Below are 13,945 nucleotides of genomic sequence, written 5' to 3' on the forward strand. Positions count from 1 at the left end.
CCGGAACCGGGAGGCGAAACAGCTTGCTTGTGGGCGCGCGGGTGCCCGGATGACGGCGGCGGCCGGACCGGCCGGGCGGCGCCGGGTGGTCAGCGGCGGATCGACAGCCCGACCGTCAAGGCCAGGTCCGGCGTGCGGCTGTTCAGGCCGCGCGAGAGCATCGCGTCGATCTGGACGTCGCGCGACAGCAGGTAGGCGGCACCGACATCGAAGCTGGCCTGGGTGCCGCCGTGCGCGCTGCGGGCGATGTGCGGCATCGCCACCTCGACCAGGCCGCGCAGGCGCTCGCCGAAGGACTTGGCGACGATGACGCCGAGGATGCCGTAGCGGTAGCGGCCGCCGTGTCCGTCGTCGCGCTCGACCCCGATGCCCGGCATCACGCCGAGCGCGTAACCGTTGGGCAGGTCCCATTCGCCGACCACCCGCAACGAGGGGCGCACGCCCTGGCCGCGAAAGGCGCGCGAGCCGGTGTCCAGGTCGGCAGACAGCAGCACGCCCACCGAAGGCAGGCTCCCGGCAGCGTCCATGGCATGCCAGCTGACACCGAGCGCAGCGTCGCCATAGCCGGCTTGTGTCGCACGCTCGCCGTTCTCGCTGGCGTGGCGGACGACGCGGCCGGCGGTCTCGACCCGCAATTCGACCGTGTCGGCCACGCCGATGCGCAGCAGGGTCGGCGTCGACAGGATGCGCTCGCGTCCGCCCCCGCCGCGGTCGCGCTCCCACACCACGCCGGTCTCCAGCTGCAGCCGGCCCTTTCCCACGACATTGCTCGACTCGACGAAATCGGGCCGGCCGGCATTGATGCTGTCCCTGGCCCCGTCCTGCTCCTGGGCGCGGACGGGGGCCGCGCAGAAAGCGCCGGCGGCAAAGGCGGCAGCGGCGGCGGTAGTGGCAGCAAGCCTTGCGGTGTAGTTCATCGGTGCGCACCAGGATGGACGAGGAGTGTCATGACACGATAACGCAAACGCCGCGCAGCCGCCGCACGCAAAAAAATGCCGCCCAGAGAACTGGACGGCATTTTTTACCAACTGGTCAAACTTTACTGGTTGTGCAGGAAAGTCTTCAGCTTGTCCGAACGCGACGGCTGGCGCAGCTTGCTCATCGCCTTGGCTTCGATCTGGCGGATACGCTCGCGGGTCACGTCGAACTGCTTGCCGACTTCTTCCAGCGTGTGGTCGTTCGACATCTCGACGCCGTAGCGCATGCGCAGCACCTTCGCTTCGCGCGGGGTCAGCGAGTCCAGCACTTCCTTGATCACGTTGCGCATCGAGGCATGCAGCGCGGCGTCCAGCGGAGCCAGGGTGGCGTTGTCCTCGATGAAGTCGCCCAGCTGCGAATCACCGTCCTCGCCCATCGGGGTTTCCATTGAAATCGGCTCTTTCGCGATCTTCATGATCTCGCGAACCTTGTTCTCCGGCATTTCCATCTTGGCGGCCAAGGTCGGCAGGTCCGGCTCGCTGCCGGTTTCCTGCATGATCTGGCGCGAGATGCGGTTCATCTTGTTGATCGTCTCGATCATGTGCACCGGCACGCGGATGGTACGGGCCATGTCCGCGATCGAGCGCGTGATCGCCTGGCGGATCCACCAGGTCGCATAGGTCGAGAACTTGTAGCCGCGACGGTATTCGAACTTGTCCACCGCCTTCAGCAGGCCGATGTTGCCTTCCTGGATCAGGTCGAGGAACTGCAGGCCGCGGTTGATGTATTTTTTTGCGATGGAGATGACCAGGCGCAGGTTGGCCACCGTCATTTCGCGCTTGGCCTGGCGCGCGCGCTTCTCGCCCGCCGCCATCTGCTTGTTGATGCGGCGCAGGTCGGCCAGCGGCAGCGCCACGCGCGCCTGCAGGTCGATCATGCGCTGCTGGAGTTCCTTGATGGCCGGCAGGTTACGGCTCAGTACAGCGCTGTACGGGTAGGCGCAGTCCACTTCGCGGTCGCCCCATTCCAGGTCGGTCTCGTTGCCCGGGAAGACCTTGATGAAGTGGGCGCGCGGCATGCCGCAGCGGTTCACGCAGATATCCAGCACGGCGCGCTCGATCGAACGCACTTCGTCCATCTGGCCGCGCAGCGTGTCGCACAGCTTTTCCACGATCTTGGCGGTGAAGCGGATGCCGAGCAGCTCGTTCGAGATGATGGCCTGCGCCTCTTCGTACGCCGGCGAACCGTAGCCGGTGGTCTTGAAGGCGTGGCCCATGCGGTCGAACTGCTCTTCGATGATGGCGAACTTCTCCAGCGCGCCCTTGCGCAGCTGCGCCAGCTGCTCGGTCGAATAGCCGGCCGCGCCGCCGCCGACGGCGCCTTCTTCTTCCTCTTCCTCGACTTCGACCTCTTCTTCTTCCTCGTCGTCGTCACTGCGCGAAGCGGCGGCCGACGGCGCGGGCGCCGAATCGTTCAGGTCGACGAAACCGTCCACCACGTCGTCGATCTTCATCTCATCGCTGGCGATCTTGTGCGACAGCGCGATGATTTCCGAAATGGTGGTCGGGCAGGCCGAAATCGCCTGCACCATGTCCTTCAGGCCTTCCTCGATGCGCTTGGCGATCTCGATCTCGCCTTCGCGGGTCAGCAGCGACACCGCGCCCATTTCACGCATGTACATGCGGACCGGGTCGGTGGTGCGGCCGAAGTCCGAATCGACGGTCGACAGCGCGGTCGCGGCGGCCGCTTCCACTTCGTCGTCGCTGGTGGCGGTCGGCACGGCGTCCGACAGCAGCATCATTTCCGCTTCCGGGGCGCGCTCGTAGATGGCGATGCCCATGTCGTTGAAGGTCGCGATGATGCCTTCGATCGCTTCCGGGTCGACGATGTTCTCCGGCAGCTGGTCGTTGATCTGGGCGTGGGTCAGGTAGCCGCGCTCCTTGCCCATGTTGATCAGGTTCTTGATCTGCTGGCGGCGCTTTTCCAGTTCCGCTTCCGAGAAACCGCTTTCGCCGCCCAGCATGCCCGCCAGGCCCTTGGCCTTGCGCTCGCGCAGCTTCGATGCCACCTTCATCTCGGCGCGTTCGACCGCGTTCAGCGCCGCGACTTCGTCGTTCTCGGGCACGAATTCGCTCGGCTTGCGGCCGCGGCGGCCCGGGACCTTCACCTGCGGCAGCAGGTAGCCGGAAGTGTCGATCGCGGCCAGGGCGGCGGCATCGGTGGTGGCGCTGACGGCGCCCACGGCGCTGGCCGGCACGGCAGCCGCGCCCGATGCCGATGCGCCGCCGTCGGTGCGGCGGGTACGGGTACGCACGACCTTCGGCGCGGGATCGGCGGCCGGCGCTACGGCAGGCGCAGCCTCGACGGCGGCCGGCGCGCCGGCAGCCGGTGCCGCCGCCGATTCCGCGGCCGGTTCGGCGGCAGCCTTCAGGGCAGCCAGCCTCGAGCTGCGCTTGCGCACGACCACGGCCGCGGACGGCACCGCCGCGGTATAGTCCTCGAACGCTGCCGGCTCGGCCGGCACCTGCGCCGCCGCCTGGGGAACAGATTCAGGCGCCGTTGCGGCAACCGGCTCCGCAATCGCGGCGGGAGCAGGGGCGGGAGCCGCCACGGCTTCGGCCTGCGCCGGCGCAGCAGCTTCGGCTGCCGTATCGACCACGGCGTCGGCCGCCGCTGCCGCCGGCATCGCTTCATTCGCCGCATCGGCTGCCGGCTGACCTGCTTCCTGCGCGGCCTTCAGCGAAGCCAGGCGCGAACGGGTCTTCACCACCGTGACCTTGGCCGCCGCTTCCGTCTCGAGGAAGTAGGAGGTCGCGGTTTTCGGCACTGCCAGCTGTGCCGAAGCCTTGGCAGGTGCTTTCTTGGCGGTCAGTGTCAGTGTCTTGGCGGTGTTTTTCATAGTGAAACTCTCTCCAGTCGAGGCGAACGGCGCGCCTGCGAAGTCAATAATCCAGTGGGTCCCGCGTGCGGGCCGCTCGTCGGGAACAGAAGCGGGGAACAAAAGGCAGGGGCGGAAGTGCCCCTACCTAAGGGCGGACAGGCAGACTTCAAGCACCGGTTTCCCGGAGCCGCCCACGGTCGTCGGGACGCGGCGGCAATCAGGCAGGAAATGGGCAGTGTTTGAAATCACGATGTGCATGTCGGAACGAAAAAAAGCCCGTCGGCTGAAACGGGCTTGCATCTGCTGCTCAGGGAAGAACAGAAGGGAAAGGCGATATTATGCCTTATTGCAAGATTTGGTGATAATTGAAAAATCCCATATGAGGTATCACCGCCTTGAATATGACGCCTGCGTGACACCCTTCACGTGCTTCCGGCCGGTCTGCGACGGCGCAAGCCGTGCGCAAGGCAAGGGGCGGATCATACACGATTTCGCGGCCGCACGCCCATCGGTTGCAGGCCGGTTCTCAAGATTAATAGAACAAGTACAATACGGCCCGCACCGGCGTACGGGTGCCGTGCTATCCTTCGCTTTCCCGTTCTTACCATGAAGTCAATGAATACCATTACCGCCGAGACCGTCGACAACACCGCTCCTGTCACTCCCGAGACGCCCGAGACGCCCCAGGCGTCCGAATCGTCCGCCGACACCGCGCCAGAGGCAGGCGCTGCGGCACCTGCAGCCCAGGCAGCAGCTGCGCCGGCGCTGTCGGCACGCGCACTGCTCAAGCAGCTGCAGCAGGAATTCCCGGCCTTCCGCGACTGCCTGCCGCTGGCGATCGGCATCGACAAGCAGCTGCTGGCGCGCATGCCCGGCCTGGACCGCAAGACGATGCGCGCCGCGCTCGGCATCCACACCGGCTCGATGCGCTACCTGCGCGCGATGGAAAAGGCCAAGGTGCGCTACGACCTCGACGGCACCCCGGGCGCCGAAGTGACCGACACCCACCGCCAGCACGCGAAAGAACAGCTGCAGCAGCGCTTCAAGAAGGAAGCCGAGCGCAAGAAGGCCGAGCGCGAAGCCGCCGCCGCCGAGGAAGCGAACCGCCAGCGCCAGGAAAAGCTGCAGGCACTGGCCAACAAGTTCTCGCGCCAGTGACCGCTGGCAGGCCGATGGACGTCGCGCCGGAAGACCTGCTGCCGCCCTACCCCGGCATCCGCCTGGCGGACGTGCGGATCGTCCGCACCCCGCTGGACGCCGCGGCGGCCCTGGCCGCCCTGTCCAGGGCCGACGTGGTCGGGTTCGACACCGAATCCAAGCCCACCTTCGCCAAGGGCGAGGTGTCGACCGGACCGCACCTGGTGCAGCTGGCGACCGACGAGCTGGCCTACCTGTTCCAGATCGGCAGCGCGGCCAGCGCGCAGGACGCGCTCACTGTCCTGAAGCCGGTGCTCGAATCCGAGAGCATCCTGAAAGTGGGGTTCGGCCTGGGTGACGACCTGAAGCGCCTGCGCAGCAAGCTCGGCATCGAAGCGCGCAACGTGATCGACCTGGCGACGGCCCTGCGCCGGCGCGGCGAGCGCAATACGCTCGGCGCCAAGACCGCCGTGGCGCGCTTCTTCGGCCAGCGCCTGCAAAAGTCGCGCCGCATCACCACCACCAACTGGGCGCTGCCGCAGCTGAGCGAAAAGCAGGTGCTGTACGCGGCCGACGACGCCCACGTGGCGCTGCGCCTGTATCGCCACTGGCGCGCCAATCCGCCGGTCGACGACGGCGTCGTAGCGCCGCGCCGCGCTTCATGAACCACCCATCCTGAGCAAACCGCAGGGAACTCGTCCGCAAGGCAGGCGATCCGCGTTATCATTCCGGCATCGCCATTACCGATCGCCCCATGCGCACCGACCGACCGCCCTTCGCGATGCTTTCCGCCCTCCTCGCGCTGGCCGCCGGCGCCGCCCCGGCTGCTGCGCAGCAGGCCGTGCCCGATACCCTGGCCCAGCGCCTGGTGGCCTGCGCCTCGTGCCACGCCCGCGTGGATGCGCGGGGCAATCCGGTCAACGACAGCTATTTCCCGCGCATTGGCGGCAAGCCGGCCGGCTACCTGTACAACCAGCTGCTGAATTTCCGCGAAGGACGGCGCCAGTACCCGCTCATGACCTACCTGGTCGACCACCTGCCGGACGCCTACCTGCGTGAAATCGCGGAGTACTATGCGGCCCAGCCGCCTGCCGCGCATGCGGCAAGCGCGCCCGCCGCGCCGCCCCAGCTGCTCGCGCGCGGCCGCCAGCTCGTGTTCGAGGGCGACAGCGCGCGCAGGCTGCCTGCCTGCGTCGCCTGCCACGGCGAGAAGCTGACCGGTGTCGAGCCCGCGGTTCCGGGCGTGCTCGGCTTGCCGCGCGACTACCTGAACGCGCAGTTCGGCGCCTGGCGCAACGGCGCGCGCCGCGCCCATGCGCCCGACTGCATGGCGCAGATCACCGCACGCCTGTCGCCCGAGGACGTGACTGCCGTCTCGAGCTGGCTCGCGGCCCAGCCCATGCCCGCCGACCCGCGCCCGCAAGCGGCGCCGGCGCGCCCCCTTCCCCTGCCCTGCGGCAGCGCCCCGGTGCAGCCATGAAGCGCATCGCCCTGCTTGCCGCGGCGGCTGCGGCAGCCGTCGCCGCAGCGGTCGCCATCGCCTGGCCGCGCGAGGACTTCATTCCCTCCGCGTCGCCGGCCGACTGGGCGGCCACGCCCGACAACATCGCGCGCGGCGCCTACCTGGCACGGGCCGGCGACTGCGTGGCCTGCCACACCGCGCGCGGCGGCCCGGAATACGCCGGCGGACGCGCGCTCGACACGCCCTTCGGCCGCCTGTACGGCCCCAACCTGACGCCGGACCCGGAGACCGGCATCGGCAACTGGAGCGCCGACGACTTCTGGAACGCGCTGCACAACGGCAAGTCGCGCGACGGCCGCCTGCTCTACCCGGCCTTCCCGTACACGAATTACACGAAGGTAGCGCGCGCCGACTCGGACGCGCTGTTCGCCTACTTCCGGAGCCTGGCGCCGCAGCATCGGCCCAACCAGCCGCACGAACTGGCTTTCCCGTACAACCAGCAGGCGCTGCTGGCAGGCTGGCGCCTGCTCTACTTCAAGCCGGCCGTGTTCGAGCCGCAGCCGGCGCGCGGCGCGGCCTGGAACCGCGGCGCCTACCTGGTCGAGGGCCTCGGCCACTGCAGCGCCTGCCACAGCACGCGCAACCGGCTCGGCGCCACGGAAGGCGCGCTCTCCGGCGGCCTCATTCCGACCATCGGCTGGTACGCGCCCTCGCTCACCGCGCGCGGCGAAGCGGGGCTCGGCGACTGGGACAAGGAACACATCGTGGCGCTGCTGCAGACGGGCATCTCGCCGCGCGGCAGCGCCACCGGCCCGATGGCCGAAGTGGTGGCGCGCAGCCTGCAGCACCTGACCCGCGAGGACGTGGGCGCGATGGCCGACTACCTCAAATCGCTGCCGGCCACCGACAGAGCGCCGCAGGGTACGGCGCAGGGTACAAACAAACGCGCGGGCGAACGCCCGAGCGAGCAGTTGCTGGCCGAAGGCCGCCGCCTGTATGGCACCTACTGCGTGGACTGCCACGGCGCGGACGGCAAGGGCAAGGCGCCGGCCTATCCGCCGCTGGCCGGCAACCGCGCGGTGACGCTCACGCCGGCGGTGAACGCGATCCGGATCGTGCTCAACGGCGGCTTCCCGCCCGGCACCGCGGGCAATCCGCGGCCCTACGGCATGCCGCCCTACAGCCACGAGCTGAACGATGCGCAGGTGGCGGCGGTGCTCACCTACGTGCGGGCCAGCTGGGGGAATGCGGCGCCGGCGGTATCGACGCCGGAGGTCAACCGGTATCGCAGCGTGCCGCTGGACTAGCCTGTTGGCGTGGTTCGCGCTCCCCCCGAGCAAGCGCCTTACGCCACCAGGGTAGTCCGGACATCCGCCAGCCGCCCGGGCATGCACAAGAATTGCTATGACGATCCAGAAACCAGCGAGAACGGATGAGCGTGATTGGCTCGCTGGCTACTTGACGATCGGGGCGGCTGGTGCGGAACTACAATCTCAAGCCGACTTCCCGGACTTGGCCTGTTGTAAGGTTTGCGCAGCGTGCCCACCTTGTGCATCGCCCTTCAAAGCGCCCTGCTCGCGTTCGGAATGGCTATGCATGCCGTTGTTCGCACTGTCGCGAGCCATCTGCATGCTCTCTTGATACGCGCGTCCGTTGCCCCCCTGTGCATTGCGGTGCTCGAAAGGATCGCGGAAGTTCTTCAACGCTTCTTCTTGCTGGCGCAGAGTACGGTTGGTTTCTTCCGCAGCCGTGCTTGCAACCTGCTCGGCCAGCGCGCGCGCGGTACGGGAGGTTTCCTGCACATGCTGTTCGGCAACCTTGGACAACTCCACCTGCGAGTGCGCGGCGACACGCGAAAGGTGCTGCTGGTATGCGCGGAGCTTTTCGGACGCAGGCTGGGCGCGCGAGGCGGTCACCGAAAACAGGTCGGCGGGCCGATCGGTCGTCAGCAACTGGTGCCCGACGATGGTGCTTTCTTCGAGCAGGGTCTGGCCGAGCTGCATGTTGAGTTGGCACATTTCCTGGAAAGAGCGCGACATCGATTTGGACATATCGTTCAGGAACGCAGCCTGTGCATTCAGGTGTGCACGGACAGCAGGCGTATCGGAATGGGAGAAGAAGAACATGGCATACCTCGCAAAGTGATCATTCGCAAATAGGTTGGCACGTCAGGTACTGGCGAGCGGCATCTGGCGGACCTCGTGGAACGGCAAGCTAACTGCTCAGTTGTGGATCTTCGGACCCCGGCATGGGGCCGAGTCACGGACGGTATGCCTTCTTTATGACGGGCGCGTGACCGAATCGCATCCGGTCGGCTCGGGATTTCCGCAGCGTGCCGCCGTACTGGCGGCGGGGGCCATGCATGTGGCGTAATTTCGACAACGCCGCGCCACGCCCGCCATTGCCCCGTACAATCGCTCCCATTTCGATGACTGGTCAGACACATGCGTAACGCCGGATCCCGCTTCGCCCGCCGCCTCGGGTTCACCCTTCTTGCCCTGTCGCCCCTGGCGGCATCGGCCCAGCCGCTGCCTGCAGGCTGCGAACCGCGGGAGCTGTCGACGCTGCCGCTCACTTTCAGGGATGATGCGGTGCCGGTCACGGAAGTTCGCATCGACGGCAAGCCCGTTCCCGCGCTGATCGACACCGGCGCCCAGCAGGCCACGTCGCTGGACCGGAAAACGCTCGAAGAGTTCGGCATCAAGGTGAACCTATCGGACAGCAACTACGTCGGCGTGCAGGTGGCCAATGCGCGCATCGACCACATCGCCCTGGGTCCTATCGAGTACAAGAAAGCCTGGTTCGTCGTCGACGACCTGCAGAAGGACGGCGTGGGCGCCAAGATCGGCGCCAACTACCTGTTCCGTACCGACGTCGAGCTCGCACTGGCGCAGGGCTATCTGAAATTCTTCAAGCCCACCGGCTGCCTGCGCGCCTCGCTCGCCTACTGGGACCGGAGCACGCCTTCGGCGCCCTTCCAGGTCCACCCGCTGAGGAAGGACCTGCGCCCCTGGTTCAAGGTGCGCATCAACGGCCAGGACATCAATGCCGTCATCTCGACCGTCACCACGCACTCCTACATGGACCTGTTCACCGCGAAGCGCATGGGCTTGACTCCCGAATCGCCGGGCGCGACGCGCGAGGGTTCCGTGAAAAGCTGGTACGACCGCGAGCAAGCGGTCTGGAAGGTGCCGGTGCCCCGCATGTCGATCGGCGAACTCGACATCACGAACTTCGACCTGCGCCTGATGAACATGGACATCTCGGGCGAAATGCTGGTGCTCGGCACCGACTTCCTCAGGCGCCACCGCGTGTATGTCGCGATGAGCCAGAACCGGATCTATTTCTCGCCGGTGAACCCGGCGCCGGCAGCGCAAGTCGCGCCGGCGGCGGCGGGCGCGGATGCGTCGCAAGCGCGCACCCCCATGTCATCGCCCTGAGCGCAGGCGGCGCGCCGCGCCCGCGGGTCAGACGAACAGGTGCTGGTACTGCGCCTGGTAGTACCATTCGACAATATGTTCCGGGCGGACCGGTTTGCTGATGAAGTAGCCTTGTCCGAGGTCGCACCCGATGTCCGCCAGCAATTTGATGCCGGACTGCGATTCGATGCCTTCGGCGATGACCGTCATGCCCAGCTTCTTGCCGAGCGCGATGACGGTTTCGGCGATCGCCAGGGAGCGCGCGTCGGTATCGATGTTCAGGATGAACGATTTGTCGATCTTCAGTTTATTGATCGGGAACTGGGACAGGTAGCTCAGGCTGGAATACCCGGTGCCGAAGTCGTCGAGCGCGATGCTGATGCCGTCCTGCTTGAGGCGTTCGAGCATCTTCGCCGCCTCTTCGACATCGCTCATCACGGCGCTCTCGGTCACCTCGAGCTCGATACACGCGGGATTGATGCCGCTTTGCCGGATGATCCGCGCCGCCCGCTCGCTGAAGGTCTTTTCCCGAAACTGCACGGCTGAGACATTGACCGCCATGCGCAGCGGCGGCAGCCCGAGATTGCGCCACTTCTCGTGCTGCATGCACGCCTGCTGCAGCACCCAGTCGCCCAATACGTTGATCAGGCCGATACGCTCGGCGGCGGCGATGAAGCGGTCCTGCGCAACCGGCGACGCGCCGGCGCTGCGCCAGCGCAGCAGCGCTTCGACGCCGATGAACTTCCTGCTGCGCAGGTCGATGAAGGGCTGGTACACCACCTCGAAATCGCTGTCGGCGATGCTGTGGCGCAGGCGCTGCTCGAGGTCGAAGGTCTGCTTGGCATGCAGGTAGATCTCGTGGGTGAAGAACTGGCAGCGGTTGCGTCCTGCGTTCTTCGCATGGTACATGGCCGCGTCCGCATGCTGGATCAGGGCGTCGAGGTCCTCGCCGTCGTCGGGATACAGGCTGATGCCGATGCTCGGCGAGGTCTTGAGCTCGAGCGTGCCGATCCGGTAGGGCTCGCTCAGGGTCTGGAGCAGCTGGCTGGCCATGTGCAGCACCGCATCGTCCTCATGCACGTCGCACAGTATCGCCACGAACTCGTCGCCGCCGAGCCGGCCGACCAGGTCATTGGCGCGCAGGCCGGATTTCAGGCGGTTCGCCACCTGCTGCAGCATGCCGTCGCCGATCGCATGGCCATAGGTGTCGTTGATGGGCTTGAAGCGGTCGAGGTCGAAAAACAGGATGGCGATCCTGTCCCGGTGCCGCCTGGCCGCGGCCAGCAGGTGCGTGCCCAGTTCGTAGACGAGCGCCCGGTTCGGCAGGCCGGTCAACGGATCATGGCGCGCCGCATGCAGGATTTTCCGCTCCGCTTCGCGCCGCTCGCTGATATCCGCGATGTAGCTGATGACCAGGCGGCCGGTCGGGACGTCGGCCATGGCCAGGCTGGCCTCGGCGGGGAACACGCTGCCGTCCTTCCTCCTGCACTGCAGCTCCTGCAGTTCGCCGACCGGACCCGGCGCATTGGCGTGGAACAGGTTGTTCAGGCCCTCGCCCCGGAGCTGCCGCAGGCCGTTGACGACGAGTACCTCGAAGGACTGGCCGATGATTTCCTCGGGCTCGTAATGGAACAGCGTGGAAACGGACTCGCTCGCGATCCCGATCCTGCCGTCGCTGCCGATGCCGATGACCGCGTGGGACGAGGCGCCCAGCAGTGCGCGCAAGGTCTGCTCCCTGCTCTCCAGGCTCAACAGGAAAGCCTGCGCCTTGTTCTCGGCCCGTTCGAGTATCCAGGCCATGATGCAGGTGAACAGGCACACCGCGGCCATGACCATGAGGGCGCCCGCATCTTCGGCCCGCTCGATGCGCAGGCTGAACGCAGGCGCCACCAGCAGGGGCGACAGCAGCAGCCCTAGCACGGAGGCCAGCACCGACTGGCGCCAGCCGGCGAAGATGGCGCTTGCCATGACCGGGATGTACAGCAGGCCGAGCGGCGCGCGCTGGCCGATGTGGTAACGCGCCTTGTACTGGACGAAGGCGCACAGCGCGACGAGAAGCAGCGTCAGCGCATAGGAATGGCGTATCTTGACGCCGCGGCGTTGCGCCTGGCCCAGCTCGACTGCAAGCATCACGATCCTCCCGTAACAAGACAGGCCGGGCCCGCCGCACGGTAACGCGGCCCTTGCGAGGAGATCATCTTACGCTTGCCGGCAGAAGTATGCCCGCACGGCTTCGGCTCGCGCCCGGGATAGGTTCTTACACCATGTCCGCGAAGCCCACCCGGTCCGTGGTGGCATTCCTCGCATCCTCCACCCGCACCTTGTACGCCGCCAGCAACTGCTCGAGCGAGGCGTTCATGGTGTGGCAGCCCGGGTCGCGCCCCGCGTTCATATGGGCGCGGATGCCGCCGACGTCGCCGCTTTCGAGCATGCGCATCACGGTGCTGCTCGGGGTCAGGCATTCGGTGGCGAGGTGGTAGCGGTTGCCCTCCACCGAGGGCAGCAGGGCCTGGCACAGCACGCCGCGCAGGGCGTGCGCCAGGGCCTGGGCCTGGGCTTCGGAATTGCCCAGCAGGCGCAGCATCTTCTGCAGGCCGAGTTCGGTGGAACGCGCATGCAGCGAGGCCAGCACCAGCGGGCCGGATTCGGCCAGCGCCAGGGCTTCCTGCGCGGTTTCGGCGTCGCGGATCTCGCCGATCACGATCACGTCGGGGCGCTCGCGCAGCGCGTCGAGTGCGCCCAGGTAGTAGCTGGCGACGTCGGCGTCCTCGCCCACCTCGCGCTGGGTGATGATGCACTTACGCTGCGGAATCAGGGTCTCGACCGGGTCTTCGATGGTGATGATGTGGCCCGAGCGCTGCTTGTTGATCTCGTCGATCATCGAGGCGATCGTGGTCGACTTGCCCTGGCAGGTATCGCCGATGATCAGGACCAGGCCGCTGGTCAGGCGCGCGAATTCCTGCTCGTCCGGCCACAGGCCGAGTTCCGACAGCGCCAGCGGCTCCTTCGGAAAGCGGCGGATCACGCAGCCCAGGCGCTTCTTGCCCTGGAAGCTGAAGCAGTTGGCGCGGATGCGCGCCGTGTGCAGGTCGATCGAGCGGTCAAAGGCGCGCACCGCGATGCGCTCGGCCCAGTTCGGCTCGATCACGTCGAAGAATTCTTCCAGCTCTTCCTTCGTGATCGGCGAATCGGTCACCGCCACCAGGCCTTTCGGCTGGCGCAGCATCAGCGGGCTGTTCTGGTGAATGATGATGTCCGAGAACACCAGGCGCGAATTCAGCAGGTGCAGGATCTGCTCGACCAGGGTCCCGAATACCGGGTGGTCTTCGTTCTCGATGTACGACAGGGTGGGGATCTGCGAGGACTGGTGGTATTCCATCTGGCCGGCACGTGTAAAAAGGATAAACGGTGCCGGACATTATAGAACCATGCCTCGCCAAAAGATTGCAAAACTGAAAGAATAATTTCAGCTTGCCATCTCACCGTCCCATGCTCGCAACGATGCGGTCGCCGAACAGCGTGATCGCCACGCCGAGCGCCACGACGCAAGCCCCGAGCATCTTGACGCTCGAAACCTTCCTCACTGCCATGTTGATCAGGCCAAAGTGGTCGATCGCCATCGACGTGAGCAGCTGGCCGGCGATCACCAGCACGATCAGGCTCAGCAGGCCGATGCGCGGCGCCAGGAAAACCGTGCCGAACACGAAGGCTGCGCCGAGGAAGCCGCCGGCGAACTTCCATGGCGGCTGGGCCGCCAGTGCGGCGAACACGCCGCCGAGGCCGCCGCGCGAGACGGCCACGCCCAGCAGCACGATCGTGCCGCAGGCAAAGGACACCAGGGCCGCGACCACCGAATTGGCGCCGATCGACGCGGCCAGCTGGGTGTTCACCGCCGCCTGGATCGACATGGCCATGCCGACGCAAAAGGCCATCAATAAGAGAATGAGGTTCATGTTGTGTTCCCCCGTCCGGGACGGGACGCAAGCGCGGGGCAAAAAGCGCACGATTCTAGTGCAATCCGGGCGTTCCGGATACCCTGCCCGTCCCGCGAGCGTGCATTCTGCTCCGTAAAGCCTGCCGTTCGTCGCACGGCCCATGCGGCGGGCTGTGCGTTTGCCTACGATGGCA

At 66.7% G+C, this 13,945-nt stretch carries 11 protein-coding genes; 5 read left to right on the plus strand and 6 right to left on the minus strand.

The genetic code is table 11. The features are described 5' to 3' along the window. Window positions 1–89 precede the first annotated feature (89 nt). Entirely contained in the window at window positions 90–917 is an 828-nt protein-coding gene (locus tag ACFFJK_RS11965) for a transporter (protein WP_379679384.1), read from the minus strand. 122 nt (window positions 918–1,039) lie between these two features. After that, window positions 1,040–3,817 (minus strand): RNA polymerase sigma factor RpoD, encoded by a 2,778-nt coding sequence (gene rpoD / locus ACFFJK_RS11970; protein ID WP_379679385.1) that lies wholly within the window; start codon window positions 3,815–3,817, stop codon window positions 1,040–1,042. 597 nt (window positions 3,818–4,414) lie between these two features. Here rpoD and ACFFJK_RS11975 point away from each other — a divergent pair. The 4 genes from ACFFJK_RS11975 to ACFFJK_RS11990 all read left to right on the plus strand — a co-directional run bounded on the left by ACFFJK_RS11975 (window position 4,415) and on the right by ACFFJK_RS11990 (window position 7,705). Continuing rightward, on the plus strand, window positions 4,415–4,957 hold the full coding sequence (locus ACFFJK_RS11975) for a ProQ/FINO family protein (RefSeq protein ID WP_379679386.1): 543 nt from the start codon (window positions 4,415–4,417) through the stop codon (window positions 4,955–4,957). A gap of 14 nt (window positions 4,958–4,971) precedes the next feature. Next, window positions 4,972–5,601, plus strand: coding sequence for a 3'-5' exonuclease (locus ACFFJK_RS11980; protein ID WP_379679388.1), 630 nt, complete (start codon window positions 4,972–4,974; stop codon window positions 5,599–5,601). An 89-nt stretch (window positions 5,602–5,690) separates the two neighbouring features. Then, entirely contained in the window at window positions 5,691–6,416 is a 726-nt protein-coding gene (locus ACFFJK_RS11985) for a c-type cytochrome (protein WP_379679389.1), read from the plus strand. Then, on the plus strand, window positions 6,413–7,705 hold the full coding sequence (locus tag ACFFJK_RS11990) for a c-type cytochrome (protein ID WP_379679391.1): 1,293 nt from the start codon (window positions 6,413–6,415) through the stop codon (window positions 7,703–7,705). Before ACFFJK_RS11985 ends, ACFFJK_RS11990 begins: the two co-directional genes overlap by 4 nt. A 186-nt stretch (window positions 7,706–7,891) precedes the next feature. Here the strand turns inward: ACFFJK_RS11990 and ACFFJK_RS11995 are convergent, their stop codons facing one another. Next, on the minus strand, window positions 7,892–8,524 hold the full coding sequence (locus ACFFJK_RS11995; RefSeq protein ID WP_379679392.1) for a phasin family protein: 633 nt from the start codon (window positions 8,522–8,524) through the stop codon (window positions 7,892–7,894). 318 nt (window positions 8,525–8,842) lie between these two features. Between ACFFJK_RS11995 and ACFFJK_RS12000 the strand changes: the two genes are divergently transcribed. Next, entirely contained in the window at window positions 8,843–9,838 is a 996-nt protein-coding gene (locus tag ACFFJK_RS12000) for a retroviral-like aspartic protease family protein (protein WP_379679393.1), read from the plus strand. 27 nt (window positions 9,839–9,865) lie between these two features. On the opposite strand, the gene ACFFJK_RS12005 is transcribed toward ACFFJK_RS12000, so the two are convergent. From ACFFJK_RS12005 to ACFFJK_RS12015, 3 genes are all read right to left on the minus strand, one after another. After that, entirely contained in the window at window positions 9,866–11,947 is a 2,082-nt protein-coding gene (locus ACFFJK_RS12005) for a putative bifunctional diguanylate cyclase/phosphodiesterase (RefSeq protein WP_379679395.1), read from the minus strand. Between the two features lie 127 nt (window positions 11,948–12,074). Next, window positions 12,075–13,196 carry a type IV pilus twitching motility protein PilT gene (locus tag ACFFJK_RS12010; RefSeq protein WP_379679396.1) on the minus strand — a complete coding sequence of 374 codons (1,122 nt, stop codon included), beginning with the start codon at window positions 13,194–13,196 and terminating at the stop codon, window positions 12,075–12,077. 100 nt (window positions 13,197–13,296) lie between these two features. Continuing rightward, window positions 13,297–13,770: a DMT family transporter gene (locus ACFFJK_RS12015; protein WP_379679398.1), complete on the minus strand. Its 474-nt coding sequence runs from the start codon at window positions 13,768–13,770 to the stop codon at window positions 13,297–13,299. Window positions 13,771–13,945 lie beyond the last annotated feature (175 nt).

Source organism: Massilia consociata (assembly GCF_042432755.1).
Lineage (GTDB): Bacteria > Pseudomonadota > Gammaproteobacteria > Burkholderiales > Burkholderiaceae_D > Telluria > Telluria consociata.

Coding starts and splice junctions, on each gene's coding strand:
- rpoD (WP_379679385.1), bottom strand. CDS start 3,817: ATGAAAAACACCGCCAAGACACTGACACTGACCGCCAAGAAAGCACCT.
- ACFFJK_RS12015 (WP_379679398.1), bottom strand. CDS start 13,770: ATGAACCTCATTCTCTTATTGATGGCCTTTTGCGTCGGCATGGCCATG.
- ACFFJK_RS11985 (WP_379679389.1), top strand. CDS start 5,691: ATGCGCACCGACCGACCGCCCTTCGCGATGCTTTCCGCCCTCCTCGCG.
- ACFFJK_RS11975 (WP_379679386.1), top strand. CDS start 4,415: ATGAATACCATTACCGCCGAGACCGTCGACAACACCGCTCCTGTCACT.
- ACFFJK_RS12010 (WP_379679396.1), bottom strand. CDS start 13,196: ATGGAATACCACCAGTCCTCGCAGATCCCCACCCTGTCGTACATCGAG.
- ACFFJK_RS11995 (WP_379679392.1), bottom strand. CDS start 8,524: ATGTTCTTCTTCTCCCATTCCGATACGCCTGCTGTCCGTGCACACCTG.
- ACFFJK_RS11990 (WP_379679391.1), top strand. CDS start 6,413: ATGAAGCGCATCGCCCTGCTTGCCGCGGCGGCTGCGGCAGCCGTCGCC.
- ACFFJK_RS11980 (WP_379679388.1), top strand. CDS start 4,972: ATGGACGTCGCGCCGGAAGACCTGCTGCCGCCCTACCCCGGCATCCGC.
- ACFFJK_RS11965 (WP_379679384.1), bottom strand. CDS start 917: ATGAACTACACCGCAAGGCTTGCTGCCACTACCGCCGCCGCTGCCGCC.
- ACFFJK_RS12000 (WP_379679393.1), top strand. CDS start 8,843: ATGCGTAACGCCGGATCCCGCTTCGCCCGCCGCCTCGGGTTCACCCTT.
- ACFFJK_RS12005 (WP_379679395.1), bottom strand. CDS start 11,947: ATGCTTGCAGTCGAGCTGGGCCAGGCGCAACGCCGCGGCGTCAAGATA.